Source organism: Cellulomonas chengniuliangii (assembly GCF_024508335.1).
Classification (GTDB): Bacteria; Actinomycetota; Actinomycetes; order Actinomycetales; family Cellulomonadaceae; genus Cellulomonas_A; species Cellulomonas_A chengniuliangii.
Map to the genome: position 1 here is coordinate 2,514,553 of NZ_CP101988.1, position 26,495 is coordinate 2,541,047.

The following is a 26,495-nucleotide window of genomic DNA, read 5'->3' on the forward strand; positions in this document are numbered from 1 at the left end:
CCAGCACGCTATGGCGCCTCAGGCCGCCTCACAAGGCCTCGCCGTCCACACCCCGCCATTCCCCGACCGGGCCCTCAGGAGACGAGCAGGCCCGCCGCTCGCAGCTCCACGGTGAGGTCCTGGGGGTTGGTCGCCGCGGCGCACGCGTCCTCGTACGTGATCACGTCGTCACGGATGAGCTGGAGCAGGTGCTGGTCGAAGGTCTGCATCTTGTAGTAGTCGCCGTCGCGGATGAGGTCCAGCAGCGGCGGGTTGTCCAGCGGCTCCAGGATCGCGTCGGCGGTGCGGCCGGTGTTCACCATGACCTCGACGGCCGGGCGGCGGCCGTTCCCGTCCGCGTTGCGCACCAGGCGCTGCGAGATGATCCCGCGCAGCGCCTGCGCCAGCGCCACCCGCACCTGCTTCTGCTCGTGCGGCGGGAAGAAGTCGACGATGCGGTTGATGGTCTCCGGCGCGTCGATCGTGTGCAGCGTGGACAGCACCAGGTGGCCCGTCTCGGCGGCGGACAGCGCCGCCCGCACCGTCTCCGTGTCGCGCATCTCGCCCACGAGGATGACATCGGGGTCCTGCCGCATGGCCGCGCGCAGCGCCACCGCGAAGTCGTCGGTGTCCTGCCGCACCTCGCGCTGGGAGATGATCGACTTCTTGTCCTGGTGGAGCACCTCGATCGGGTCCTCGATCGTGACGATGTTGACCTCGCGGGTCGTGTTGATGAGGTCCACCATCGACGCCAGCGTCGTCGTCTTGCCTGATCCCGTGGGCCCAGTGACCAGCACCAGTCCACGGGGCTCGAGCGCCAGATCGCCCACGATGTCGGGCAGGCCCAGGTCGGCCACCGTCATCGTGCCGACGGACACCCGGCGGAACACCATGCCGAAGGTTCCGCGCGCCTGGTACGCGTTGGCGCGGAACCGGCCGACACCGGGCACCGAGTAGGCGAAGTCGGCCTCGTGGGTGCGACGGAAGGCGTCGACCAGGTCCTCGGGCAGCACCTCGGAGAGCATCAGCTCGGTGTCCTTGGGCCGCAGATCGCGCACCTGCAGGCGCCGCAGGCGCCCGTCGACCCGCACACGGGGTGGCGAGCCGACCTTCACGTGCAGGTCAGAGCCGCCCGTGCTGGCCAGGGCGTGCAGGAACGGGATGACGGACAACGGCTGGTCGCTCACCTCTCAGTCATCGGAGAGGACACGCCCCGACTTGAGATCCAGCGGAGCGCGGCGCATCCACACGAGGAGATGTGGGAGCATGGACCCGAATCCGGCGCGCATCACGGGCGCCAGTACGTGAGGAGATCCCATGAGCAAGCGCGGACGCAAGCGTCGGGCCCGCAAGGGCAACGCCGCGAACCACGGCAACCGTCCCAACGCCTGAGGCGTTGGCCGGAAAGCCGGCAGACATGACACAGGCCCGGTGCTACCAGCACCGGGCCTGTCGTTGTAACCCGCAGGCGCGTGGCTTCACTCCGGCCGAGTCCGCAGGGCCGCCATCTGCTGCTCGACGCGCACGCGCAGGTCCGCCGGAGCCTCCTCCTGGCAGCAGCGCCGCACCAGCCGCTTGACCACGAGCTCGACGTCGAACTCCTCCAAGCACGGCTTGCACTCCTCGAGGTGCGAGCGGACGCGCTCCTGGTCTGGCTCCGCCAACTCGGAGTCGAGGTACTCGAACAGGCGGTCCAGCGCCTCGGCGCACCCGTCCCCGCAACCGTCGGCACGCGCGCGCAGCGCGTCCGCCGCGATCGGCGTGGTCTGGTGCGACCCCGCCGCGAGCGGGTCGGGCGCGGACGTGTCCCAGGCGCTCATCGTGTCCCCTTCGGTCCGGTGGGCGACGCGCCGACCAGGCCCCGGCCGCGGGCGTAGTCGGCCAGCAAGTCGCGCAGCTGGGCTCGACCACGGTGCAGCCGGGACATCACCGTCCCGATCGGCGTGCCCATGATCTCGGCGATCTCCTTGTAGGCGAACCCCTCGACGTCGGCGAGGTACACCGCGATGCGGAAGTCCTCAGGGAGCTGCGCGAGCGCGTCCTTCACGTCCGAGTCGGGAAGCCGGTCCAACGCCTCGGCCTCGGCCGACCGCAGGCCCGCGGACGTGTGCGAGGCGGCGCGGTGGATCTGCCAGTCCTCGACGTCCTCCGCGGCGGACTGCAAGGGCTCACGCTGCTTCTTGCGGTACGTGTTGATGAAGGTGTTGGTCAGGATCCGGTACAGCCAGGCCTTGAGGTTCGTGCCCGGCCGGTACTGGTGGAACGCGGCGAACGCCTTCGCGAAGGTCTCCTGGACCAGGTCCTCCGCGTCCGAGGGGTTGCGCGTCATCCGCAGGGCAGCACCGTAGAGCTGGTCGAGGTAGACCAGCGCATCGGCCTCGAACCGCGCGTTGCGGGCCGCGTCGCCCTCCGCGTCAGGCGCCCGGTGGGTGTCTTCGCTCATCACGGTCGAGCCTAGCCCCGCCAGAGGGGCAGGGCCCGACTGGTCCACGGGCGCCGCCTGCCCCCATGGGGAGCTCGACTCGGGTGGCCTGGTGGCAAGAGCGCAACTCATGCAGGGGACAACACGCCGACGTGCACGGGGATTCCCGAGGGCGTGCGCGGGCCTGCCCCGCTAGCGTGCAGGCATGACCGACTCGACGACTGACTCGACGTTCGTGCAACTGCTCCGGGCACAGATCGGCCACGAGTTCGACGCACACCAGCAGTACGTGGCGATCGCGGTGTGGTTCGACGGCCAGGACCTCCCCCAGCTGGCGCGCCACTACTACCGGCAGGCGCTCGAGGAGCGCAACCACGCGATGATGATCGTGCAGTACCTGCTCGACCGTGACCTGCCCGTCTCCATCCCCGCCGGCAGCGCCGTGCGCAACGACTTCGGCTCGGTGCTCGAGCCCATCACGCTGGCCCTCGCCCAGGAGAAGCAGGTCACCGAGCAGATCGAGGCGATCTTCCGCGCCGCCCGCCAGGAGGGCGACGCCCTCGGCGAGCAGTTCCTGCTGTGGTTCCTCAAGGAGCAGGTCGAGGAGGTGGCCTCCGCCTCGACGCTCCGCACCGTCGCGGAGCGCGCGGGCGACAACCTCTTCGACCTCGAGAACTACGTGGCGCGCGAGCAGATCGGCGACGGCGGCGAGTCCGCGGACGCCCCTGCCGCCGCCGGCGGCGCGATCTAGCCCGCCCCCCCACCCCATCCATAGGAGGACCCGATGCTGCTCCGCAAGATCGCCCGACCGATGCTCGCCACGTGGTTCATCAGCGAGGGGCTCGACGCCGTCCGCCACCCCGCGGCGCACGCCGCCGTCGCCGCGGGAGCGGCAGCCTCCGTGATGGGCCGGGTGCCCCGAGGCGCCCTGGGCGGCGCCCTCGAGCCGCTGCGCGAGCCCGGTCACCGCCAGGTCACGACAGCGGTCCAGGCGCACGGCGCCGCGACCGCGCTCGCCGGCCTCGCGCTCGCCACGGGCAAGGCCCCCCGGACCGCCGCCCTGGTCCTCGCCGCGCTCACCGCGCCACTCGTGGTGGCGAACCTGCCCGACAGGAAGCGCGGCGCCTCGAGCCGCGAGGAGCGCCAGGAGCGGCGGCGGCGGCTCATCCGCTCGGTCGCCTTCACCGGTGGCGCGCTGCTGGCCGGTGTCGACCACGAGGGCCGGCCGGGCTTCGCATGGCGGGTGGGGAAGGCGCGCGAGCACCAGGTCGCCGCCGCCGTCGGCGCCGCGGAGTCCGTCAAGCAGCACGCCGCGAAGGCGGCCCACGGCGTCCGCTCGACGGCGGCGGACGCGGCACGGTCGCTGCCCCGCTGAGGAGGCCAGGGGCCGCACCGCGATCGTCCGACCGGCTGGACGCCGGGACCGGCTCCACGGCGGGCCGGATAGCCTGGGCGCATGACGATCGATCTCGCGCCCGCCGCCGACCTCGTCGACGACGCGTGGGAGGCGCCCACGGCTCGCGGCCCGCTCGACGCGACGGTCGAGGTCCCCGGTTCCAAGTCGCTCACCAACCGGTACCTCGTGCTCGCGGCCCTCGCCGACTCCCCCGGCCGCCTGCGGGGGGCCCTGCGCTCGCGCGACACGCTGCTGATGGCCCAGGCGCTGCGGGGCCTCGGCGTCCGTGTCGATGACGACGGGCAGGACTGGGTGGTCGATCCGGCCCGGCTCCGTGGCCCGGCGGAGATCGACTGCGGGCTGGCCGGCACCGTCATGCGGTTCGTGCCGCCGGTGGCCGCGCTCGCCGACGGCCCGGTGCGCTTCGACGGCGACGAGGGCGCCCGGGTGCGGCCCATGGCGCCGGTGCTCGACGCCCTGCGCGCCCTCGGTGTGCGAGTCGACGACCACGCCACGCCCGGCTTCCTCCCGTTCACGGTCGAGGGCGCCGGCTCGGTGCGCGGCGGGGAGGTCGAGGTCGACGCCTCCGGTTCGAGCCAGTTCGTCTCGGGCCTGCTCCTCGCGGGCTGCCGCTTCGAGCGAGGCCTGACGCTGCGGCACACCGGCCCCACCCTGCCGAGCCTGCCGCACATCGAGATGACGGTGGCGCTGCTCCGCGCCGCCGGGGTCGCGGTCGACGACTCGACGCCCGCCGTCTGGCGGGTCGAGCCGGGCGCCATCGCCGGGCGCGACGTGCGCGTCGAGCCCGACCTGTCCAACGCCGCCCCGTTCCTGTGCGCCGCCCTCGTGGTGGGCGGGACGGTGCGGGTGCCCGGCTGGCCCGCCTCGACCACCCAGCCCGGCGGGCTCCTGCCCGGCATCCTGGAGCAGATGGGCGCCACGACCAGCCTCGACGGCGACGTCCTGACGGTTCACGGCGCCGGCGCGGTGCGCGGCGTCGACCTGGACCTGCACGCCGCCGGCGAGATCGCCCCCACCATCGCGGCCCTCGCCGCCCTCGCGGACTCCCCCACCCGACTCCGGGGCATCGCCCACCTGCGCGGCCACGAGACCGACCGGCTCGCCGCGCTCAGCGCCGAGATCACCCGGCTCGGCGGCCAGGCCGAGGAGACCGCCGACGGGCTGGTGATCACGCCTCGACCGCTGCACGGCGGCACGGTGCGCACCTACGCCGACCACCGCATGGCGACCGCGGGGGCGCTCCTGGGCCTCGCCACGCCCGGCGTCCGCGTGCAGGACGTCGCCACCACCGCCAAAACGCTTCCCGACTTCGTCGGGATGTGGGAAGGGATGCTCGCATGAGGCACTCGCCTCGCGCCCGCCACCTCGCGACCCCCTGCGGAGGCCGCTGAGCGTGGCACGCCGACCGCTCGACGAGTCCGACGTCCGCGTCCGCCCCGGGCGCCGGGGCTCGCGGCCCCGCACCAAGACGCGCCCTGAGCACGCCGACGCCGAGATCGCCCTCGTCACCGGCGTGGACCGCGGCCGGTACACCGTCCTGGTCGAGGCGGGCACGCCGCAGGAGCGCCGCGCCATCGCGATGAAGGCACGCGAGCTCGGACGCGAGCGCGTGGTGCCCGGGGACCTCGTCGACCTCGTGGGCGACACGTCGGGCGCCGACGGCTCGTTGGCCCGCATCGTGCGGATCACCGAGCGCACCACCGTGCTGCGCCGCACCGCCGACGACACCGACCCGATCGAGCGGGTCATCGTGGCCAACGCCGACCAGCTCGTGATCGTGACCGCCCTGGCCGACCCCGAGCCGCGCACCCGCATGATCGACCGGTGCGTCGCCGCGGCGTACGACGCCGGCATGGACGCGCTGCTCGCCCTGACCAAGGCGGACCTCGCCGACCCGGCGGAGCTCGTGGCGATGTACGCGCCGATCGGCGTCTCGGTGGTGGTCACCAGCCGCACCGACGGCGACATCGACGGGCTGGAGGAGCTCCGCGCGGCTCTCGCCGGGCGCACGTCCGTGCTCGTCGGCCACTCCGGCGTCGGCAAGTCGACACTCGTCAACGCGCTCGTTCCCGACGCGTACCGGGCCGTGGGCGTCGTCAACGACGTCACCGGGCGCGGCCGCCACACCTCGACGTCCGCCGTCGCCCTCCGCGTGCCCGAGCCACCCGGCACAGAGCCCACCTGGGTCATCGACACCCCAGGGGTGCGCTCCTTCGGCCTGGCGCACGTCACCCCCGAGCACCTGCTCGGCGCCTTCTCCGACCTGTCCGACGTCGCGCAGGAGTGCCCGCGCGGGTGCACGCACACCGCAGACGCCCCCGACTGCGCCCTCGACGAGTGGGTCGCCGCGGGCCCGGACGCGACCGTGCAGGCGGCCCGGGCCGCGCGCCTAGCCTCGTTCCGGCGCCTGCTCGCCAGCCGCACGGGCACCCTGGACGCCGATCCCCGTGGCGGCGGCGGGCACGCGTCCGGCTCCGAGCCCCAGCCCTCATGAGCGCCCGCCCCGTCCACGCCGCCCGTCCCTGGGCCGATGGGCCCCCGCGCCCCGCTACGGTGTGCCCATGAGCCTGCGCCCCGGGTACGACGACGACCTGCGCCTCGCGCACGTGATGGCCGACCAGGTCGACTCCGTGACGATGTCCCGATTCAAGGCGCTGGACCTGCGCGTGGAGACCAAGCCCGACCTGACCCCGGTCTCCGACGCCGACCGGACCGCCGAGGAGATCATCCGCACCCAGCTCAGCCGGGCGCGCTCCCGCGACGCCGTGCACGGCGAGGAGATGCCCGACACCGGCCACGGGCCGCGGCGGTGGGTCGTCGACCCCATCGACGGCACCAAGAACTTCGTCCGGGGCGTGCCGGTGTGGGCCACCCTGATCGCGCTGCTGGACAACGACGAGGTCGTGGTCGGCGTCGTCAGCGCCCCCGCGCTGGGTCGCCGCTGGTGGGCCGCGAAGGACTCGGGCGCCTGGACCGGGCGCTCGCTCGCCGCCGCGAGCCGGATGCGCGTCTCAGCGGTCAGCGAGCTCAAGGACGCCTCCCTCTCCTACTCGAGCCTGAGCGGCTGGGAGGAGCAGGGCCGCCTGGACGGCTTCCTCGACCTGACCCGGACGGTCTGGCGGACCCGCGCCTACGGCGACTTCTGGTCGCACGTGCTCGTGGGGGAAGGCGCCGTGGACCTGTCCGCGGAGCCCGAGCTCGCGCTCCACGACATGGCCGCCCTGGTGCCGATCGTCACCGAGGCCGGCGGCCGGTTCACGTCGATCGACGGTGTGCCGGGGCCTTTCGGCGGATCCGCCCTGGTGACTAACGGGCTGCTGCACGACGCCGCGCTGGCGGCCCTGAACCCGGCGTGAGCCCCGCCGGAGCCGTGCGACCGGCACGGAGCCTGGCTCAGCGGTGGGTCTCCAGGTCAGCGTGGGATGTCGCCGAGCTCGGTGACGTCGTACCAGAGCAGGTCGCGCTCGGTGAGCCGCTCGATCGCGGCCTCGTCACCGGTGACTGCGAGGGCCAGGTCCTCTGCGGCCTCCCCCTCGTCCACATGGCCGCACACGACATCGTTGAGAGGCACCGGCGCGCGGAGCTCGACCAGGCTCGGCGCCACGTCGTCGTCCCCCACCGGCGCGACGGCGGTCTCGGGGACGTCGGCCGACAGCACCAGGCGCAGCTGAGGGGCGTGCGGACGCCCGGCGACGAGCAGGAGCGCGTCGTCCGCGGCCGCGAGCTGCGCGGCGTACTCGAGCTCCTCGTCGTCCTCCTCCGGAAGGGCGGCGCGCAGCGCGGCGGTCACGGCATGCGCCCGGCGCGGGGCCAGGACCACGGGGGCGCCGTCAGCGGTCTCGTCGAGCTCGTCCAGCGTGGCTGGCAGGTAGATGCGCACGACCCCAGTCTGCCTGGAGCCGCCGCTCACGCCTTGGCGAGGCGCGCCGCGACGGCTGACGAGTCGATCTCGTTGGTCGCCGTCTGCTCGGCCGCCTGGGCGGCGCGGGCCTCGTGCTGGACGCTGGACACGCGCGTCGCGAGTCCCACCATGGCCCGTCGCACCGCCGAGCCGGGCACGATCTCGTGCAGCAGGCGCGCGTCCAGCAGGGCGGCGTCGAGCGCGCCCGGGTCATCAGGGACGAGGTGCGGGTCGGCGACGCCCGCGTAGCGGGCCAGGGCCTCGGCGATGGCCTCCCCCGGCCGGGGTCCCGCGACGCCGGGGCGCACCCTGTTCACGACGACGGTGCGCCTGCCCGGCGCCCCGAGCTCGGAGAGCTCGCCGAGCGCCCGGACCAGGCGTTGCACGCCGATCGGGTCCGCGCCCCCGACCACCAGCACCTCGTCCGCCTCGCACAACGCAGACAACGTCGCGGCGTTGCGGCGTGGCGCCCGGGTGTCGTAGCTGAGCGCCTCGTCCTGCTCCACGCAGAAGCCGCAGTCGACCACGGTCCACTCGGTCAGCGCCCGTGCGACCGTCCACACCACGTCGAGCGACGTCCCCGGCAGCTCAGGCCACCGGTCGGGGCGCGAGATGCCGGAGAGCACGCGCAGACCTGGCGCCAAGAGCGGCGAGAGCCGGGCCAGCGCTTGGACGTCGAGCGCGCCCTGGCCCGCCGCCCGCGCCGCCGCCGCGAGGCCGGGCGCCTCGTCGAGCAGCCCGACCGCCTGCGCGACCGTCCCGCCATAGGTGTCCGCGTCGACCAGCAGGGCGGATCGGCCCAGGACGGCGAGCTCGGCGGCGAGGTTCATCGCGATCGTGGTGCGCCCCGGCGCGCCGGTCGGCCCCCAGACGGCGACTAACCGTCCCGGCTCCCGCGCGGCAGGGCTCGCGGCGGGGCTCGTGACGTGCGACATCTCCACGGCGTGCCCGGCCCGTGCCGCCCGGGGCGCGGCGCGGTCCACCCCGTCCGGCGCTGCAGCGGTTCCTGCCCAAGGCGACTCGAGGACGGCCACCACGTCGCGCACGAGCGAGGTCGCGCTGGCGGCGTCGTCGGGCAGGTCCACCACCAGGTCCGCTCCGAGCGCGGTGAGCCGCTCAGCCACCCACCGAGCACCCGCGTCCGCGAGCCCGACGACCCGCACGCCGCACCGGTGCAGGGTGGCGACCGCCTCCCGGTCGAGCTGCGGCAGGTCGGCGGAGACGAGCGCCACCTGGCCGAGCCCGGCCTCCGCCGCCGCGACGAGCTCGGCGAGGTCGGCGCATCGCCGGGTGACGCTCAGTCGCCCGCCGGCGCCGTCCATCGCGCGCACGATGTGCGGCTCGGCCCCTCCCCGCACGGCGCACAGCACCCCGACAGCCACGTCAGCCCCCCGTTCCCGGGACGGGCACGACCTGCACGGCGCCGTCGCCCGCGACGGCCGCGATCACGGCGGGGAGCTCGTCGTTGGGGACCAAGACCTGGACCACGGTCGAGCCGCCCGCCGTGAAGGCGCCCTCCGGGCGGGACACCTCCGCGACCACGAGCCCGCGGGCCAACGGGTGTGGCGCCGGGCGTGCGGCGACTCCATCGCTGCTGACGGCGAGCGGCACCACCCACAGGTCCACCTGGGAGCCCACCACCACGTCCTGGGACAGTCGCTGCTCCACGGGGACCGCCACCGGCCGGACATCGAGGTCGCCGGCAGAGCCGACGGCGGATCGCGGCACGAGCTCGCCCGCGTCGACCACGCGGACCGCGACCGCTCCGTCCGGGACACCATCGGCGACGGTGAGGTACAGCTCGAGCTCGCCGGCCCCCAGTCGGACCTGGGCGACCCCGAGCGCGTCGGCGCGGACGCCGTCGCCGGGCGTCAGCGTGCCGCGGGTGACGTACACGTCGACGGTGCGCTGCGCGTCCTGCACCACCCAGGACCCCAGCGCGACGGAGCCTGCCACCATCGCCAGCCCGGCGAGCAGGCGCGGGTCACGCCAGCCTGGCCTGCGCAGCCGGCTGACCGGCGGCGCCGGCAGCTCAAGCACCGACGTGTCCATCCGACTCCTTCTGTGGCTGCGAGGCCTCCGGCTGCGACGCGGCCGGGCCGCAGGGACCCTCCGAGGACATCGCGCCCCGCCGTGGGCATGCCCATCATGCCGACAACCGGCCAGGAACAGGACATCCCGGTCGCAGCCTTGTGCACAACGGCGCTCGCGTGCGAGCCCGTGCCACACTGCGAACATGGCCCCCAGGTTCCTCACGCTCGCCGACGTGACCGAGGTGCTGAACATCTCAGCCGCCCAGGCCTACGCGCTGGTGCGCTCCGGTGACCTGCCCGCCATCCAGATCGGCGGCCGGCTGCAGTGGCGCGTCGAGGCCCAGGAGCTCGAGCGGTACATCGAGCGCATGTACGCCCAGACGCGGGCCCGGATCGAGACCGAGGCCGCCCAGGAGGCCGACAGCCGTTGAGCAGCGCCTCACCGTGATCTGACCGCGCGCAGCCCGTCGAACGGGACGGCGAGCAGATCCCCCACTCGAGCGCCGTGCCCGACGGCGAGATCGAGGTGGTCGGCGCCGACCCGCTCGATGCGACCCGCGAGCTCGACGCCCTCCAGGTCGATCTGGACCAGCACACGGTCTCGGGCCAACGCCCGCAGCGCATGGCCCAGCGTGAGCCGTCCTTCCACGGCGCCCGGCCGCGGAGCGGCCTGTCGGCCGAGCCCGCCCACCGTTGCGATCGCCGCCAGCGGGATGAGGGCGCGCCGTCCGTGCTCGCCGAGCAGCACCCACTGCGGGGCAACGTCGAGGACGAGCCCTTCGACCGCGGAGCCGCCGCGAAGCCGGAGGGTGAGGACGACATCCTGAGCCGCGCGCAGGCGGTCCGCGATCGCGACGGTCGCCCGCTCGGCACGGGTGAGCTCGGCGATCTCGACGTCCAGCTCGGCCGCGCTCTGCGCCGCCAGCTGCGCCTCGAGATCGGCGAACAGTGCTTCCCAGCGCATCCGGACACCGTAGAGCCAGATCGTGCGGAGTTGTCCAGTTCTCCCGTGATGTCTAGATCTTGCGCCATGGATGCGGTACACCTTGACCACTGATCAGCACCAAACGACATCAAACTGCTGGAAACGAGGGTGAACGTATGACACCGATCGGCTCGCCACCCCAAGACGCACCCCGCCTGATCAGACTCCTCGTGCTCCCCGCAGGCCTCGCGGCGAGCGTCGCCCTGACCCTGCTCCTCGTGATCCGACTGCGGTCGGTCACGGATGCCGCGATGTCCACCCTGCGCGTCGAGCAGGCTGTGGAGATCGGCGTCGTCGCCGTCGGCGCAGCGCTGACCGGCTGGCTCGCGACGTCCATGGTGATCGCCACCGCGTGCGCCGCGGCCCGGGCGCTCGGCGGCGGCTGGTCGACTGGCGAACGGCTCGTGCAGCGGTGCGCACCGGCTCTCGTTCGACGGACCCTCGTCCTGGCCCTCGGCGCGGGCATCGGCCTGTCCCTGGGCGGAGTGGCGCACGCCTCCGACGCCGACCTCGGCTGGGCGCCGACGACGCCGGCGGCCTCGTCCCACGTGCCCCACGGCGCCGCGGAGGGCCGTCATGGAGACGCCACGGACGCCGGGGCGCGCGCGCACCCGCCAGCGACGACCGCCGAGACCTCGACCGGAGGCCTAGTCCGCCCGATCGCGACCCCGCCCGGGGATCCCGCAGACCCCGCGCTCGGCTCTCCCGAGCCACGCCAGGTCACCGTGCGGCCCGGCGACAGCCTCTGGGCCCTCGCTGCGGCAGACCTCGGCCCGGGCGCCTCCGACGCGGAGATCGCCGCCGCGTGGCCGCGCTGGTACGCGGCCAACGCCGCCACGATCGGCTCCGACCCGGAGGTGATCCTGCCCGGCCAGACGCTCGACGTGCCCGGTCCGGAAAGCCCAGTCCAGGACGGGAGGGCGTCGTGACCACCTCGCCCGTCCTCACCTGCGCCGAGGCGGCGCTGGCCCACCTGAGCCCGACGCGGGCCTCGCGTGCCGCCGCCCCGACGTCGACGGCCGCGCCGAGGCCACCGGAGGCCGTGGCCCCCGGCCTCTCGCAGTCTCCGACTCGGGCGCTCCCGCCGGCAGAGCCTGCGGCGGCGGAGACGACGACGTCGACGGCGGCGGAGGCCGGTGAGCCACCCCCTCCCGCGCGATCTGCCAGCACGCCGCCACACGACCCGGAGAGGACGCCGCGCGAGGCTGACACGGCGCCTGTGCGCGTCCGCCTCGTCCCCCACGTCGCTGCTGGCAGGCGGCCTCGAGCGGGCACCGGTCCTGGGCCCGTCCGCCCGCCGACGCTCGAAGAGCGGGCGCTCGAACGACGCCGGGCCGTCCCGCGCACCTCGCGCGACCGGCCCCTCGAGCGCCGGGCGCCAACAGACGCCACCCTTCCCGAGCCCACGTCGGTGTGCTGCTCGATCGTCCTGGTGGCCCTGGAAGCGATGACCGGCACCCGGTCCATCTCCCAGCTCGCGCGTTGGGTGACCCCCGAGCTCTACGAGCAGCTCGCCGCACGCGCCGCGGTCACGACGCGCGCGGTGGGCGCGGTGGGCGCGGCGCGCTCCACCGCGCGTCCAGAGGTGCGCCGGGCTCGCGTCTGCCGGCTCGGGCAGAGGGCGGCCGAGGCGACGATCGTCGTGCAGGACGGGGCTCGGGTCCGGGCGGTGGCCATCCGCCTCGAGGAGCGCCGCGGCGCGTGGCGGGCCGTGGCGCTCGAGATCGGGTGAGCCACCCACGCGGCAGGCGGGCGGCGCCCAAGCGGCCGTGACGTATGAGCCAGCACGACGAAGGCCGGGTCGAGGTGATCGACCCGGCCTTCGTCAGGAGAAGCCGGCAGCCGCGTCGCGGCCCCGCACGCCTCCTCAGTGCTTGCGCTTGGCGGCCTTGCGGCGCTCCTCGCGGTTCGACGCCCCAGCGGCGGCGGGCCGGACGGGCTCCCCACCCTCGGAACGGGTGACGACGTCCGCGGCGCCGTCGACGCTCGGCGCCGAGTACTGCAACGGCGCGCGCTGCTCGGGTCCGTCGATGCCCTTGGCCACGAGGGTTCCCGGGGCGCCGTCGGGACGGGGCCCGGCTGCAGCGGCCCCCGCTCCCAGCGCCGCCTGCGCGGCCGACTGGGCGGTGACCGCGGCGCCGTCGGCGCCTTCCTCGGGCTCCGCGACCTTGACCTCGAGGTTGAACAGGTACTGGACCGACTCCTCCTTGATGGACTCGGTCATGGCGCCGAACAGCTGGAAGCCCTCACGCTGGTACTCAATGAGCGGGTCGCGCTGTGCCATCGCGCGCAGCCCGATGCCCTCCTTGAGGTAGTCCATCTCGTAGAGGTGCTCACGCCACTTGCGGTCGAGCACGGACAGCACGACACGGCGCTCGAGCTGGCGCATGTTCGCCGCGCCGATCTTCGCCTCACGATCGGCGTAGGCGATCCTCGCGTCGGAGAGGATCTCCTCCTGCAGCAGCTCGGCCGACAGCCGGGTCGCGGCGCCCGCCTGCTCGACGACCTCCTCGGGCGTGATGGAGATCGGGTAGATGGCCCGGATCGCCGTCCACAGCGCGTCGAGGTCCCAGTCCTCCGGGCGGCCCTCGGCGGTCGCCGCGGCGACGTAGTCCGTGATGACGTCCGTGAGGAAGTGGCCCACCTGGTCCTGGAGGTCCTCCCCCTCGAGGACGCGGCGGCGCTCGTCGTAGATGACCGTGCGCTGCCGGGAGAGGACGTCGTCGTACTTGAGGACGTTCTTGCGGATCTCGAAGTTGCGACCCTCGACCTGCGACTGTGCGCTCTGGATGCCGCGGGTGACGATCTTGGACTCGAGCGGCATGTCGTCCGGGAAACCGGCCCGGTTCATCATCGACTCGGCCATCTGCGAGTTGAACAGGCGCATCAGGTCGTCCTGCAGCGACAGGTAGAACCGGGACTCCCCCGGGTCGCCCTGCCGCCCGGAGCGGCCACGGAGCTGGTTGTCGATGCGCCGCGACTCGTGGCGCTCGGTGCCCAGCACGTACAGCCCGCCGAGCTCGACGACCTCGTCATGCTCCGCCGCGACCGCCTCGGTCGCCTTCGCGAGGGCGTCGGGCCACGCGGCCTCGTACTCCTCCGGGTTCTCCGCGGGGTCGAGGCCCCGCGCGGCGAGATCGGCGACGGCCATGAACTCGGCGTTGCCGCCGAGCATGATGTCGGTGCCGCGCCCGGCCATGTTCGTGGCGACCGTGACGGCGCCCTTGCGCCCGGCCTGGGCGACGATCGAGGCCTCACGCGCGTGCTGCTTGGCGTTGAGGACCTCGTGCGGGACGCCCTGCTTCTTGAGCTTCGACGAGAGCAGCTCGCTCTTCTCGACGCTCGTGGTGCCGACGAGCACAGGCTGGCCCTTGGCGTGCCGCTCCACGATGTCGGCGACGACCGCGTCGAACTTGCCGTCCTCGGCCTTGTACACCAGGTCGCCCTGGTCGATGCGGAGCATCGGGCGGTTGGTGGGGATCGGGACGACACCGAGCTTGTAGGTGCCCTGGAACTCGGCGGCCTCGGTCTCGGCGGTGCCGGTCATCCCGGCGAGCTTGTCGTACAGGCGGAAGTAGTTCTGGAGCGTGATCGTGGCGAGGGTCTGGTTCTCGGCCTTGATGGCCACACCCTCCTTCGCCTCGATGGCCTGGTGCATGCCCTCGTTGTACCGGCGGCCCGGGAGGATGCGGCCGGTGTGCTCGTCGACGATCAGGACCTCGCCGTTCATCACGACGTAGTCCTTGTCGCGCTTGAACAGCTCCTTGGCCTTGATCGAGTTGTTGAGGAATCCGATCAGCGGCGTGTTCAGGGACTCGTACAGGTTCTCGATGCCCAGGTAGTCCTCGACCCGTGCGATGCCCGGCTCGAGCACACCGACGGTGCGCTTCTTCTCGTCGACCTCGTAGTCGCGGTCGATCTGCAGCCGCCGGGCGACCTTGGCGAACTCGGCGTACCAGCGGTTCGCGTCACCCGACGAGGGACCCGAGATGATCAGCGGCGTGCGGGCCTCGTCGATGAGGATCGAGTCGACCTCGTCGACGATGGCGAAGTTGTGGCCGCGCTGCACGAGCTCGTCAGTGGTCCACGCCATGTTGTCGCGCAGGTAGTCGAAGCCGAACTCGTTGTTCGTCCCGTAGGTGATGTCCGCCGCGTACTGGGCGCGGCGCTCGGCCGGACGCTGGCTCGACAGGATCACGCCCGACGTGAGCCCCAGGAAGCGGTACACGCGGCCCATGAGCTCGGCCTGGTACTCGGCGAGGTAGTCGTTCACGGTGACGACGTGCACGCCCTTGCCAGTGAGCGCGTTGAGGTAGGCCGGCGCCGTGGCGACCAGCGTCTTGCCCTCACCGGTCTTCATCTCGGCGATGTTGCCGAGGTGCAGCGCGGCGCCGCCCATGAGCTGGACGTCGAAGTGCCGCTGGCCGAGCGTGCGCCGGGAAGCCTCGCGCACGGCGGCGAACGCCTCGGGGAGCAGGTCGTCGATGGTCTCGCCGTCGGCGAGCCGGGCCTTGAAGCGGTCCGTCTCCTCACGCAGCTCCGCGTCGGAGAGCGCGATGAAGCTGTCCTCCAGCGCGTTCACCTGCTGGGCGATTCCGGACAGCCTCTTGACGATCCGGCCCTCGCCGAAGCGAAGAACCTTGTCGAGAATCGCAGGCACGCGTTACTCCCCACGTGTTCGCGCCCCGCACGCCGTGGCGTCGGAGCGGTCTGGGCGGACCCGACCGCATGGCCGGGGCGCTGACCATCGTAGGCGAGTGTCCTGGCCCCGTCGAAGAACGGTCACCGAGAACCGTGCCCCGAGTGGCCTCGGTGACGCCGCGAGACCAGCAGTCTCCGCCCGCCAGCAGCCCTGCGGGAGCGTGAAGTCACCTGTTCGGGTCAACCACGCCCCAGGCCCAGGGGATGGCGTCCGCCCATCAGGCGATCGTCTCGAGCCCGGCCGCCTCCTCGCGCGCGAGCGCGTCGCTCAGGGCGATCGCGAGGTCCCCCCGCGCCGGGGGCTGCCTGTCAGTGGCACTGTCCTCCTCGCCCTGCCCGCCGGGCGTGGCCCCTTCGGCCACCGGGGAGGAGCCGGCCCGGACGGCGCCGACCTGGACTTCCGCCAGGCCGAGCCATCCGGCCAGCACCCGCAGCTCGGCGGCAAGCTCGCCCGCCAGGTCGGCGCTCGCCTGCGAGGCGCCCGGAGCGCGGTGCGCGGAGTGCACGCGGAGCACCCCTGCGCGGCGGTCGGCCTTGAGGTCCACCAAGGCCGCCAGGTCCTCGCCCAGCAGGAACGGCAGGACGTAGTAGCCGTGCACCCGCTTGTGCTCGGGCACGTAGATCTCGATCCGGTAGCGCAGGCCGAAGAGCTCCTCGAGCCGCCGGCGCTCGAACACCAGCGGGTCGAACGGGCTCAGCAGCGTCCTGGCCTCGGCCCGCCGCGGAACGATCGCGTCGCGGTGCAGGTACACGTCGCGCGCCCACCCCTCGACCCGCACCGGACGCAGGACGCCGTCCTCGACGAGCTCCTCCAGCGCGCGCGCCGGCGCCGGGCCGCGCAGGCGGAAGTAGTCGAGCAGGCACTTCATGGACCCGATCCCGTGCGCGCGCGCCCCGATCTCCACGAGGGCCCGCATGGCCTCCTCGTCCGACGGCTCGGGGCGATCGAGCACCGCGGCGGGAAGGACACGCTCGGCCAGGTCGTAGCAGCGCTCGAACTGGGCGTTCCGCCGCGCCGAGGCGACCTCGCCGGTGAAGAAGAGGTACTCGAGCACGCGCTTGGCCACGGTCCAGTTCCACCCCCACTCGGTGCGCGTGCGGGGGTGCTCCGCCTCGAAGTACGCCTGGATCTGGCTCGCCGTGACCGGGCCGTGCTCGGCGACGAGCCGGCGGATCTCGGCGACCTCCGCCGAGTGGGCCAGCGGCACGTCGCGGATGGAGCCCCAGGCCTGGGTCCGGTACGCGCGCCGGCGCCAGCCCAGCATCCGGTAGGTCTCGGGCGGGACGAAGGACGCCTCATGCGCCCACGTCTCGACGAGCCGACGAGGCGACCGGCCCGCGGCGCGGTCGAGCAGCCCGGTGTCGTAAAGGCCGAGGCGGGAGTACGCCGGCATCAGATGCGCGCGGGCCAGCACGTTCACCGAGTCGATCTGCAGCAGCCCGAGCCGGTCGACGACCTGCTGGAACTGGCGCATCGTCACCGGGCCCGTGCGCTCGGGCCTTCCGCGGTCCAGTCCCTGCGCCCGCAACGCCACGCGGCGCGCCTGGGAGCGGGAGAGCGTGTCGCGCGGGACAGGCGTCGCACGCCCCACGCGGAGGCTGGCGGCGCTGGATGCGGTGAGCGGGGACGGGGCCACCCGCCCATCCTGCCGTCGGCCGGTGACATCGGGTAGAAGATCCCCGCCTCGGTCGCCCGTGACACGCGAACGGGCCCCGTGGGCGGTGCCACGGGGCCCGTCCTCACGACATGGCTAGACCGACGCGGCCTGCCGTTCGGTGGCCTGGCCGTTCGAGCCGGTGGTGCGCACCGGGGTGTCGAGCTTGATCACCCCGTAGCTCCAACCGTGGCGCCGGTAGGCGACTGCGGGCTGGGCTGTCTCGGCGTCGATGAAGAGGTAGAAGTCGTGCCCCACCAACTCCATCTCGTAGATCGCGTCGTCGATGGTCATCGGCTGGGCCGAGTGGACCTTCTCGCGGATGACCACCGGCGAGTCGCCCAGGGTGATCTCCACGACGTCGCCGGGGGCCACGGCCACCGGGGTCTTTGTCGGGGCCTCGCCGTCCTCCTCGCTCGGCGGCCGCACGTCGACGGGCACCTCGCTCGGGGTGATGAGGGTCCGGTTGTGGTGGTCCTTGCGACGGTCACGCGAGCGCCGCAGCCGCTCCTGCAGCTTCGCGATCGCGAGGTCCAACGCCGCGAACCGGTCATCAGCGCACGCCTCCGCCCGGATCACCGGGCCCTTGTCCACGACCGTCAGCTCGACCCGCTCGCAGCTGCCCGCCTGTCGAGGGTTGCGCTCGTGCGTCACGATCACGTCGATGCGCTGAGCGCGGGGGGCGAGCTGGGCCAGCTTCGTCAACTTGTCCGTCGCGTGCCGGCGGAACTTCTCCAGCACCTCGGTGTGACGACCAACGACCACAATCTCCATGAAGACCTCCAGGGAGGGACCAGGGGCGGGGGGGAACACCGCCCGGTGACGTACTGAGACGCCCCGATGGGGCGATCGTGCGGCACCACCTCCTCCCGCGGCCCGACCTGCACCCGGGACCGATCAGAGCATCGGGCGACATCGCTCCGACCTGTCGGTTCTGACATCAACGCTATCCCGCCGCGGCCTCAGGTTCCAGTTCCGACGCTCCGCCGTCCGGGTGGCGGAGTGGCCGCGACCACCAACGCGCCGACGACCACCGCCCTCTCCGCGCCCAGCGCCTGCTCGCACGCCGCGAGCGTCGCGCCGGTGGTCAGCACGTCGTCGACGAGCAGCACGGGACGGCCCTCCAACCCGCCCGCGATCGACCGTGGGACCCGCAGCCGGCCCGCGAGGTTGGCCCCTCGCCCGCGGGCGCCCAGGCCGGCCTGGTCGAGCGCGCCCCAGCGACGGCGCAGCGCAGGGCACGCGCGAGTCCCCGGCAGCTGCGACACGAGCGCCTGTGCCACGGCGGTCCCGAGCCCGCCGACGAGATCCTCGCCGCGACGCCAGCGGGCCGAGGCCGAGGACGGCGCGGGCACCACCAGCAGCCCGGCGGCCTCTCCGCCGCAGGCGCCCAACGCGGGGGCCAGCCCGCGTGCCGCCCGGGTGAGCGCGTCGGCGAGGGGACGGCTGAGGTCGACCCGTCCCCCGTCCTTCCACGCCACGATCAGCTCGCGCACCGGGCCGACGCACTCGGCGGGGGCCCACACCGGCAACGGCGCCCGCCCGTCCATGCGGTCGAGCCGCGGCGCCGCGCCCTCGCGCCTCAGCGGCGCGGCGAGAAGCAGCTCGGCGCACGCGGCGCACAGGGGCACGTCGAGGGCCCCGCACCCTCCGCAGGACACCGGCAGCACCAAACGGCCCAGGTCTGTCACGGCGCGCCGCACCGGGTCCAGGACGCGCCCTGGGCGGGAGGCGGGCTGCGGAGACGACGGCACGCCGAAACCATGTCGCGTCAGCCCGGGCGCGCTGGCCGTCGCCGCGAGCGCGGTGCGCCCCCTCCCGTTCCCCCGGGCTGGGGGTGGCGCCGCCTCAGCCGGGGAAGGAGGGCGCGCGCACACCCGTCGCGGTTCGCGCCCAGCTCGCGCCCGACCTCACGTACAGGTCCCCGTTCGACGTCGTCACGTACAGCAGGCGCTCCCCCTTGCCGCCGGCCAGCGCGTCGATGCCCTCGAGGGCGGGCAGCGGTCGGGTCTGGCCGGCCAGCGGCGCCAGGTACACCGTGGTGGCCGTCGCGGCGGCGGTCTTCCCCAGCACGCCCAGCGTCGACTCGTCGACCCAGACCACTCGCGACGCCGAGGTCAGTGTGGCCCCGACGGACAAAGGCTCCCCGAGCTGCTGCGGGGCGCCGTCCCTGTCGCGCACGATCCCCGCCACACCGAGCTCGAACCCGTCGGTGCCCGTCGACAGCACGGCCACCCGTGTGCCGTCCCGGGCGACGCGGAGCTCGTGCACGGTGCGTCCCGCGAGCCAGTCGGCGCGCACCGGCTGCCGAGTGCCGTCCGCCCGGACCGCGGTGAGCACCGAGCCATCGGGCCCGGCCACCGCGGTCCACACCCAGCCCAGCCGGTCCACGGACGGCGCGGTCAGCCCCTCGCCCGCCGCGAGCTCCTCGCCCAAGCCCCCCGAGGAGGCCCGCCGCAGGCTGTCGCGGCCCGACGCCACCCGGACGGTCCCCTCCTCGTTGCGAGCCGTGCTGGTGACGTCCAGCCCGGTCAACGGCCCGACGCCCTGCGCGGGCTCGAGCTCCCCGTGCCTGAACGTCATCAGCGTGTCGCCCTGCACCACCTCCAGGGCGGACTCGCTGGTCAGAGAGCCGCGGGTCAGGTCGGCGGGCTCCCAGGCGAGCGGCACGCCACCTGCCACCACCTCGACGGCGTTCACCTGGGCGACGTCGAGGGTCGCCTCGAGCTGGGCGAGCATGAGCCGCCGTTCCTCGGTGTCGCCGAGCGCCGCCCCGGACAGGGCCACCACCGCGGTGCCGTCCTCGTCGACGGGCACGGCGAGCTTGTCGAGCCGCACCCCGTCCGGCACCGCCGTGCGGACCGCGTCCCGCAGCCACGGCGACGGGCCGTCGATGAGCGCCCGGACGAGGGACGTGGCGAGGTTGCGCACCGGGAACCACCGGGTCTCGGGCACCAAGTACGAGCTGTCGGCGGAGAGGAAGTAGACGGTGGCGGTGCGGAAGACGAGCCCGAAGTTCGGCTCCGAGAGCACCACTCCGTTGTCCAGCCGGGAGATCCTCCACTGCCCCCCGCTGTCCCGGACGAGGTCGAACACCAGGGACTGCTGGGAGCCGGGGGCGCCCTCCTCGTAAATGCCGCGGTCGTCGATGCGGGCCGCCACCCCCACCCTCACCTGCACCTGTGACTCCGTCAGCTCGGTGACCTCGGGGCTGCTGGCCGTGGGGTAGACGACCACCTGCTCGTTCGGGTTCCACGTCGTGCGGACCTCGCCCGAGAGGTACTCGCGAGCCACCGAGAAATTCGTGGCGACGTCTGCCGTCGTCTCCCGGCTCAGGCCCGCCGCACTGGCGTTGAGGAATCCCTGGACGATCTCCACCGGCGTGGCGTCCTGCTCGGGCGAGTAGCCCAGCAGGGTCACCGGCGCGGGCTCGTTGATCTTGACGACGCCCTCGGCCACCGGGCCGTGCGAGGGGATCGCCACGCAGGCCGCCAGGGCGGCGACGACCATCGCGGCTGTCGCTGCCGCCCGGAGCCGGTGGGACAGGCGCCGGGTCATCGGACCTCCTGGTGGTCGAGCTCGTCGTCCAGCTCGGGCAGCGCCGCTGGGTCGAGGAAGCGGTACTGGGCGGGCGCCGGCGGCGCCGGCTCCTCCGCCGGGACCAGGGGCAACGGCGAGCCCTGCAGCCGGATCCCGGCCCGGCGGGGCAACGTGAGCCGGAAGCAGGCCCCCGCCCCCGGCTTCCCCCACGCCTCGAGCCACCCGCCGTGCAGGTGGGCGTCCTCGAGCGAGATCGCCAGGCCGAGCCCTGTCCCGCCCGTGGTGCGGGCGCGCGCTGGGTCGGCGCGCCAGAACCGGTCGAAGACGCGTGCCGCCGCCTCCTGGGTCATCCCCACGCCGTGGTCCCGCACGGTCACCGCGATGGCCGTGGCGTCGGCCGCCAGGGTCACGTCCACGATGCTGCCGTCGGCGTGCTCGATGGCGTTGTCGAGCAGGTTGCGCAGGATGCGCTCCACGCGCCGGGGGTCGATGTCGGCGGCGCACCGGGTGTCCGGCAGGTGCACGCTGAGCCAGACCCCGCGGTGCTCGGCGAGTGGGAACGCGTGGTCGGCCGCGGCTCCGACCACCTCGCGGACGTCCCGGTCCTCGGCGTCGAGGATCGCCGCGCCGGCGTCGAAGCGGCTGATCTCGAGCAGGTCCGCGAGGAGGTCCTCGAACCTGTCGAGCTGGGTCTGGAGCAGCTCGGCAGACCGCTTGATCGAGGGCTCGAAGTCGTCGCGGGCCCCGTGCAGCACCTCCCCCGCCATCCGGATCGTGGTCAGCGGGGTGCGCAGCTCGTGGGACACGTCCGAGACGAACCGGCGCTGGAGGGTGCTGAGCTCCTCCATCCGGCTGATCTGCTCCTGCAGGCTGTGGGCCATCTCGTTGAAGGACCGGCCGAGCGTCGCGAGCTCGTCCACGCCGCGCACCGGCATCCGGTCGTCCAGGTGCCCGTCAGCGATGCGCTCCGCGATCTTGGCCGCGGCGCGGACCGGTCGGACCACCTGCCGGGTGACCATCCACGTCATCGTCCCCAGCAGCACCACCAGCGCCGCCGCGCCGATCGCGAGCGTCCTCTGGAGGAAGTCCAGCCGCTCCTGCTCGGCCTGCAGGCTGTAGAGGAAGTACAGCTCGAAGGTCCCCGCGATCGGCACCGACACCGTCTGGCCGACCATCACCGCGGGAGCGGGCCGCTGATCGACGCCGTAGGCCCCCGAGCCCACCCACTCCACCGACTGCCAGCGCTGCCCGGAGCCCTCGGCGGTCGCCCGCCGCAGGTCGTCGCTGACGAGCTCGAAGAGACCCGGGTTCGACATCGCCGAGTTGACCAGCGTCGCCTGGCCGGGCGCCCGCGTGAGCAGCACCTCCCGGTCGCCGGAGCCGCCCGAGCGCAGCGCCCGCACCACGTCGTTGAGCTGCTGCTGCACCTCGGTGATCGAGGTCGCCATGGAGGCGTCGAACGTCTCCTGCGCCTGCAGCGTGGCGCGCGCGCTCTCATCGAGGACCAGGTCCACCCGTTCGGTGAAGAGGCCGTCGCGCATCTGCTGGGTCAGCGTGGAGCCGACGAGCGCGAGGGCCACGAGACCGATGGCGAGCGTGGTGGTGACGACCCGGACCTGCAGGGAGGACCGCCAGGCCAGCGACAGGGCACGCCCGGTGCTGATGGCGCGCGACCGGGTGAGCCGCCATGCGCGTCTCACGTGTCCCATGCGGCGTCGTCCGTCCTGCGCGGTGGCGGGGCTCAGAGCGCTGGGGCTCCGGCCTTGTAGCCGACCCCGCGCACCGTCACCACGATCTCCGGCCGCTCGGGGTCAGCCTCGATCTTGGACCGTAGGCGCTGCACGTGGACGTTGACCAGCCGGGTGTCGGCCGCGTGGCGGTAGCCCCACACACGCTCGAGCAGCACCTCGCGGGTGAACACCTGCCAGGGCTTGCGGGCGAGGGCCACCAGCAGGTCGAACTCGAGCGGGGTCAGCGAGATCGGCTCCCCGCTGCGGGAGACATGGTGCCCGGTGACGTCGATCGTGAGGTCACCGATGGTCAGGTGCTCGGGGACCGGCTCGTCGCTGCGGCGCAGGCGGGCGCGCACCCGGGCGATGAGCTCCTTCGGCTTGAAGGGCTTCGAGATGTAGTCGTCGGCGCCCGACTCGAGGCCCAGCACGATGTCCACCGTGTCGGCCTTGGCGGTGAGCATCACGATCGGGACCCCGGACTCGGCGCGTATCTGCCGGCAGACCTCGGTGCCGTCCTTCCCGGGCAGCATCAGGTCGAGCAGCACCAGGTCGGGCTGCGCCGCGCGGAACGCGCCGATGGCCTCGTCCCCGTCGGCGCAGAACACCGGGTCGAAACCCTCCGAGCGCAGCACAATGCCGATCATCTCCGCCAGCGCGACGTCATCGTCGACCACAAGGACCCGACCCTTCATGGAGACATGATCGCACCGCGGAACACGCGTCAGAGCCAAATGCGAGCAGATCACCCGGTCGCGGGGCTGGTTGCCGCCGGCCCGGCGTGCTCCCACCCGGTCGGCGTTGCCGCGATGGCGGCGCGTGACATGGCACGATGAGCCTCCAGCAGCCCCGCCGCGCACCAGGGAGCACCAGTCGATGACCACGCCGCACGAGGACGCGCCCCGGCCCTCGGGTCAGGCGCCGGGGACGCCGGACGGCCAGGATCCGGCTCAGCCCGCTCCGCCCGGCCCCGACGCGGCGCACCCTGCCCAGCCGACTCCCCCCGCGCCGCAGCAGCCCACAGGCTGGGGCGATCCGCCCACCCCCGCCGGCTGGGGCCCGCCGCCCGGGCAGCCGTCCGGCTGGGGCCCGCCACCGGGGCAGCAGCCCGGCGGCTGGCAGCAGCCGGGCTACGGCCAGCCCGCCTACGGGCAGCCCACGTACGGGCAGCCGTCGTACGGCCAGCCCTCGCACGGGCAGCCGGGCGGCCCGGTCCCCGCGCCCTACGGTCCGGCCGGATGGCGGCCCCCGGCCCTGCAGCCGGGGATCATCCCGCTGCGCCCGCTCGGCGTCGGCGAGATCCTCGACGGCGCGTTCCGCTCGATCCGGGCCAACCCGCGCGTGATGTTCGGCCTCGCGGTGATCGTCGTGTCGATCGTCGTGATCATCCAGGCGGTGCTCACCTGGTACCTCGGCGGACTGCTCTCCGGGGCCATCACGGACTTCTCCGTGACCGCCGACCCGGGCGGCGATCTCGGGCTGGACCAGCAGGTGGGCTCGATGCTCGGCGTGCTGCTGAGCATGCCGCTTCTGCTCGTCGCCACGACGGTGCTCACCGGCCTGCTGATCGTCTCGGTGAGCCGGTCGGTCATCGGGCAGACGATCAGCCTCGGGGACACGATCCGCGCCTCGCGCCGGCGGGTGTGGTGGGTCGTGGGCATCACTCTGCTGTACCTCACGGTGATCGCCCTCGGCTACGCCGCCTTCGTCGGCCTCTTCCTGCTCGCCGCGGTCAACGAGCAGTGGGCGCTGTTCGCCGTCACCGGGATCGTCGGCGGGCTGCTGCTCCTGGCCGCGACGGTGTGGCTCTCGGTGCGGATGCTGCTCGTGACGCCCGCGTTGATGCTCGAGGGCGGGGCGTTCTGGGCGACTGTGCGGCGCGGCTGGAAGCTCTCCCGCGGCAGCTTCTGGCGCCTCTTCGGCATCTACCTGCTGGTGCAGGTGATCATGTCCGTGGTGGTGGGGATCATCGCGGTGCCGACCGCGATCATCGCCACCGTGTTCCTCGACGACCCGCTGATGCTCACGTTCGGCGGCATCGCGCTCAGCTCGATCGGCGACATCATCTCCTACACCCTCACCACGGTCTTCTCCGCGGCGGTGGCGGCGCTGCTCTACATCGACGTCCGGATGCGTCGTGAGGGGCTCGACGTCGAGCTCGCGCGCGCGGCCGAGCAGACCCCCGCGTGACGCTCGTGCCCCTGAGCGCTCGACTGTTCGACGTCCCGGTGCAGCCGGGCGCCGACGAGGCGCGCGCGTGGCTCGAGAACGAGCTCGCCGACCCGGTGTACCACCGGAGCCCCAGCCTGCTGCAGCGGCTGCTGGACTGGCTCGCAGGGCTGTTCCGGGACGCCCCCGCGCTGGCCCTGCCGCCTCGCACGGCGGTGCTGGTCGTGGTGGGAGCGCTCATCGTGGTGGCGGCCGTCGCCTGGTGGGTCGCGGGACCGGTGCGGCGCGCCACGAGACGGGCGTCCGCGGGCGCGGTGCTGGTCGACGGCGAGCAGCGAAGCGCCGCGCAACTGCGCGCCGCGGCGGACGCCGCCGCCGCCGACGGGGCGTGGGACCGCGCGGTGGCCGACCGCTTCCGCGCCGTGGTCCGCGCGCTCGAGGAGCGCGCGCTGCTGGACGAGCGGCCGGGGCGGACCGCGCATGAGGTCGTGATCCTGGCGGCGGGCCGCCTGCCCGCGCGCACAGAGGACCTCCGCGGAGCCGGCACGCTGTTCGACGACGTCGTCTACGGCGGCGCCCGAGCGCGCGAGCAGGACGACGTGTGGCTGCGGTCCGTGGACACCCGGGTCGCGGCCGAGCGTCCCGTCGCGCCCGACGTCGCGGGCGCCTCCGCCTCTCCCACGGGATGGACGTTGTGAGCGCCCCCGCTCCCGCCGTCGCCGCGCCCGTGATCGGCGACGGCACCACGGGGCGCTCCCGCGCCATCAGCCGCTGGCGGCGTGCCCGCTGGCCCCTGGCCCTCGTGGCCATCGTGCTCGTGGTGGGCCTGCTGGCCGCGCTCCCGTCCCCGCGCACCTCGACCGCCGCACTGGCCCCCGACAACGCCTCCGCGAACGGCGCGCGGGCGCTGGCCGAGGTGCTCCGCGAGCAGGGCGTCGAGATCAGCTACGTGCGGACGTCGGCCGAGGCGACCGAGCTGGCCGCCCGCGGGACCACGCTGCTCGTGACGAACGACTCGACACTCACCGACGACCAGCTCGAGCAGATCGCCGGCACGGAGGCCGACCTCGTGCTGGTCGACCCGGTCTTCGCCCTGCCGCCGGCCACCTCCGCGGCTGAGACCGCGCCCGGCTACGAGCCCGAGCAGGTCCGCGAGGCGCTCTGCGGCGACACCGACGCCCTGGCCGCGGGCACGCTGCTCAGCGGCGGCTCCGGATTCGTGGCCCTCGACGGCCAGGCCACCGTGTGCTTCCCGGCGACTGGCGACGCCAGCGGCGCCGGGGCCTACCTGGTGGTCGAGGGCGAGCGCCGTGTGACGGCCTTCGCCAACGGCTCGGTGCTCACCAACGCGTCGATCACCGCCGAGGGCAACGCGGCGCTCGCGCTGCGCGCCCTCGGGCGGAACGACCACCTGGTCTGGTACGTGCCGTCGCTCAGCGACAGCGGCGAGGCCGCCAGCCCGCCGCTCGGAGACCTGCTCCCGCCGTGGGCGCGGGCCCTCGGCCTGCAGCTGCTGCTGGTCGCGGCCGTCGCCGGAGTGTGGCGGGCCCGACGGCTGGGCCGGGTGGTGGTCGAGCCGCTGCCCGTGACGGTGCGGTCGGGCGAGGCGACGCGTGGGCGGGGCCGGCTGTACCGTCGCTCTCGTTCCTACGGCCACGCGGCCGCCGCGCTGCGGGCCGGGGTGGCGACGCGGACGTCCGCGCAGCTCGGCCTCCCGCGATCGGCGCCCGCGCCCGCCGTGATCGACGCCCTCGCCCGGGCGACCGGGCGCACCCCTGACGACGTGGCTGCCCTGCTGTACGGGCCGCCGCCGACCGACGACAACGGGCTGGCGCTGCTGGCCCGGACGCTGGACGAGCTGGAGAGCGAGGTTCACCGAACGTGACCGAGGCACACACCACCGGTGGGTGGCCGACCCCTGACGGGGCGCCCGCACCGGCCCCCCAGCCGCCCCCCTCCCCCG

At 73.8% G+C, this 26,495-nt stretch carries 26 protein-coding genes; 12 read left to right on the forward strand and 14 right to left on the reverse strand.

Annotated features, from left to right (window positions below):
- Positions 1-74 precede the first annotated feature (74 nt).
- A complete protein-coding gene (locus tag NP064_RS11670; RefSeq protein ID WP_227569488.1) occupies positions 75-1,166 on the reverse strand; it encodes a type IV pilus twitching motility protein PilT in 1,092 nt (363 codons plus the stop codon).
- 130 nt (positions 1,167-1,296) lie between these two features.
- On the opposite strand from NP064_RS11670, the gene NP064_RS16760 reads away from it, so the two are divergent.
- Positions 1,297-1,371, forward strand: a complete 75-nt coding sequence (locus tag NP064_RS16760) for a 50S ribosomal protein bL37 (RefSeq protein WP_372456374.1) — start codon at positions 1,297-1,299, stop codon at positions 1,369-1,371.
- An 86-nt stretch (positions 1,372-1,457) separates the two neighbouring features.
- On the opposite strand, the gene rsrA is transcribed toward NP064_RS16760, so the two are convergent.
- Both rsrA and NP064_RS11680 read right to left on the reverse strand, forming a co-directional pair.
- A complete protein-coding gene (gene rsrA, locus NP064_RS11675; protein WP_227569487.1) occupies positions 1,458-1,799 on the reverse strand; it encodes a mycothiol system anti-sigma-R factor in 342 nt (113 codons plus the stop codon).
- Entirely contained in the window at positions 1,796-2,533 is a 738-nt protein-coding gene (locus NP064_RS11680) for a sigma-70 family RNA polymerase sigma factor (protein ID WP_284439668.1), read from the reverse strand. Before NP064_RS11680 ends, rsrA begins: the two co-directional genes overlap by 4 nt.
- 73 nt (positions 2,534-2,606) lie before the next feature.
- Between NP064_RS11680 and NP064_RS11685 the strand changes: the two genes are divergently transcribed.
- The 5 genes from NP064_RS11685 (at position 2,607) to NP064_RS11705 (ending at position 7,174) form a co-directional block, all read left to right on the forward strand.
- Complete coding sequence (locus NP064_RS11685) at positions 2,607-3,152, forward strand: ferritin (protein WP_227569485.1); 546 nt, start codon at positions 2,607-2,609, stop codon at positions 3,150-3,152.
- 33 nt (positions 3,153-3,185) lie between these two features.
- Complete coding sequence (locus NP064_RS11690; protein WP_227569484.1) at positions 3,186-3,776, forward strand: DoxX family protein; 591 nt, start codon at positions 3,186-3,188, stop codon at positions 3,774-3,776.
- Positions 3,777-3,857: 81 nt separating this feature from the next.
- Entirely contained in the window at positions 3,858-5,159 is a 1,302-nt protein-coding gene (gene aroA / locus NP064_RS11695; protein WP_227569483.1) for a 3-phosphoshikimate 1-carboxyvinyltransferase, read from the forward strand.
- A gap of 52 nt (positions 5,160-5,211) precedes the next feature.
- Positions 5,212-6,312, forward strand: a complete 1,101-nt coding sequence (gene rsgA, locus NP064_RS11700; protein WP_227569482.1) for a ribosome small subunit-dependent GTPase A — start codon at positions 5,212-5,214, stop codon at positions 6,310-6,312.
- Positions 6,313-6,379: 67 nt separating this feature from the next.
- Positions 6,380-7,174 (forward strand): inositol monophosphatase family protein, encoded by a 795-nt coding sequence (locus NP064_RS11705; RefSeq protein WP_227569481.1) that lies wholly within the window; start codon positions 6,380-6,382, stop codon positions 7,172-7,174.
- A gap of 56 nt (positions 7,175-7,230) precedes the next feature.
- On the opposite strand, the gene NP064_RS11710 is transcribed toward NP064_RS11705, so the two are convergent.
- From NP064_RS11710 to NP064_RS11720, 3 genes are read right to left on the reverse strand one after another with little or no spacing between them, the layout of a single operon-like run.
- On the reverse strand, positions 7,231-7,698 hold the full coding sequence (locus tag NP064_RS11710; RefSeq protein ID WP_227569480.1) for a DUF6912 family protein: 468 nt from the start codon (positions 7,696-7,698) through the stop codon (positions 7,231-7,233).
- 26 nt (positions 7,699-7,724) lie between these two features.
- The gene (locus tag NP064_RS11715) at positions 7,725-9,101 is read right to left on the reverse strand and encodes a CpaE/TadZ family protein (protein WP_227569479.1); all 1,377 of its coding nucleotides are present in this window, start codon (positions 9,099-9,101) and stop codon (positions 7,725-7,727) included.
- Between the two features lies 1 nt (position 9,102).
- Positions 9,103-9,771, reverse strand: coding sequence for a hypothetical protein (locus NP064_RS11720; RefSeq protein ID WP_227569478.1), 669 nt, complete (start codon positions 9,769-9,771; stop codon positions 9,103-9,105).
- Between the two features lie 184 nt (positions 9,772-9,955).
- Between NP064_RS11720 and NP064_RS11725 the strand changes: the two genes are divergently transcribed.
- Positions 9,956-10,183: a helix-turn-helix domain-containing protein gene (locus NP064_RS11725; protein ID WP_227569477.1), complete on the forward strand. Its 228-nt coding sequence runs from the start codon at positions 9,956-9,958 to the stop codon at positions 10,181-10,183.
- A gap of 8 nt (positions 10,184-10,191) precedes the next feature.
- On the opposite strand, the gene NP064_RS11730 is transcribed toward NP064_RS11725, so the two are convergent.
- A complete protein-coding gene (locus NP064_RS11730; RefSeq protein ID WP_227569476.1) occupies positions 10,192-10,716 on the reverse strand; it encodes a hypothetical protein in 525 nt (174 codons plus the stop codon).
- A 191-nt stretch (positions 10,717-10,907) separates the two neighbouring features.
- Between NP064_RS11730 and NP064_RS11735 the strand changes: the two genes are divergently transcribed.
- Positions 10,908-11,666 carry a LysM peptidoglycan-binding domain-containing protein gene (locus NP064_RS11735; RefSeq protein ID WP_227569475.1) on the forward strand — a complete coding sequence of 253 codons (759 nt, stop codon included), beginning with the start codon at positions 10,908-10,910 and terminating at the stop codon, positions 11,664-11,666.
- 290 nt (positions 11,667-11,956) lie between these two features.
- Positions 11,957-12,469 carry an Rv3235 family protein gene (locus tag NP064_RS11740; protein WP_227569703.1) on the forward strand — a complete coding sequence of 171 codons (513 nt, stop codon included), beginning with the start codon at positions 11,957-11,959 and terminating at the stop codon, positions 12,467-12,469.
- A 135-nt stretch (positions 12,470-12,604) separates the two neighbouring features.
- On the opposite strand, the gene secA is transcribed toward NP064_RS11740, so the two are convergent.
- The 7 genes from secA to mtrA form a co-directional block, all read right to left on the reverse strand.
- Positions 12,605-15,397, reverse strand: coding sequence for a preprotein translocase subunit SecA (gene secA / locus NP064_RS11745; protein ID WP_227569474.1), 2,793 nt, complete (start codon positions 15,395-15,397; stop codon positions 12,605-12,607).
- 259 nt (positions 15,398-15,656) lie between these two features.
- A complete protein-coding gene (locus NP064_RS11750) occupies positions 15,657-17,030 on the reverse strand; it encodes a winged helix-turn-helix domain-containing protein (protein WP_227569702.1) in 1,374 nt (457 codons plus the stop codon).
- 159 nt (positions 17,031-17,189) lie between these two features.
- Complete coding sequence (gene hpf, locus NP064_RS11755; RefSeq protein ID WP_227569473.1) at positions 17,190-17,867, reverse strand: ribosome hibernation-promoting factor, HPF/YfiA family; 678 nt, start codon at positions 17,865-17,867, stop codon at positions 17,190-17,192.
- Between the two features lie 188 nt (positions 17,868-18,055).
- Positions 18,056-18,847 (reverse strand): ComF family protein, encoded by a 792-nt coding sequence (locus NP064_RS11760; RefSeq protein WP_227569472.1) that lies wholly within the window; start codon positions 18,845-18,847, stop codon positions 18,056-18,058.
- A gap of 94 nt (positions 18,848-18,941) precedes the next feature.
- On the reverse strand, positions 18,942-20,651 hold the full coding sequence (locus NP064_RS11765) for an LpqB family beta-propeller domain-containing protein (RefSeq protein ID WP_227569471.1): 1,710 nt from the start codon (positions 20,649-20,651) through the stop codon (positions 18,942-18,944).
- Positions 20,648-22,342, reverse strand: a complete 1,695-nt coding sequence (gene mtrB, locus NP064_RS11770) for an MtrAB system histidine kinase MtrB (RefSeq protein ID WP_227584114.1) — start codon at positions 22,340-22,342, stop codon at positions 20,648-20,650. Before mtrB ends, NP064_RS11765 begins: the two co-directional genes overlap by 4 nt.
- Before the next feature lie 32 nt (positions 22,343-22,374).
- A complete protein-coding gene (gene mtrA, locus NP064_RS11775) occupies positions 22,375-23,058 on the reverse strand; it encodes an MtrAB system response regulator MtrA (protein ID WP_227569469.1) in 684 nt (227 codons plus the stop codon).
- Between the two features lie 181 nt (positions 23,059-23,239).
- Between mtrA and NP064_RS16670 the strand changes: the two genes are divergently transcribed.
- Genes NP064_RS16670 through NP064_RS11790 form a run of 3 tightly spaced genes read left to right on the forward strand, consistent with a single transcriptional unit; the run spans position 23,240 to position 26,417 of the window.
- Positions 23,240-24,553, forward strand: coding sequence for a glycerophosphoryl diester phosphodiesterase membrane domain-containing protein (locus NP064_RS16670; RefSeq protein ID WP_284439669.1), 1,314 nt, complete (start codon positions 23,240-23,242; stop codon positions 24,551-24,553).
- Positions 24,550-25,230 carry a DUF4129 domain-containing protein gene (locus NP064_RS11785; protein WP_227569468.1) on the forward strand — a complete coding sequence of 227 codons (681 nt, stop codon included), beginning with the start codon at positions 24,550-24,552 and terminating at the stop codon, positions 25,228-25,230. Before NP064_RS16670 ends, NP064_RS11785 begins: the two co-directional genes overlap by 4 nt.
- A complete protein-coding gene (locus tag NP064_RS11790) occupies positions 25,227-26,417 on the forward strand; it encodes a DUF4350 domain-containing protein (RefSeq protein ID WP_227569467.1) in 1,191 nt (396 codons plus the stop codon). The genes NP064_RS11785 and NP064_RS11790 overlap by 4 nt, the downstream gene beginning before the upstream one ends.
- The last annotated feature ends 78 nt before the right edge of the window (positions 26,418-26,495 follow it).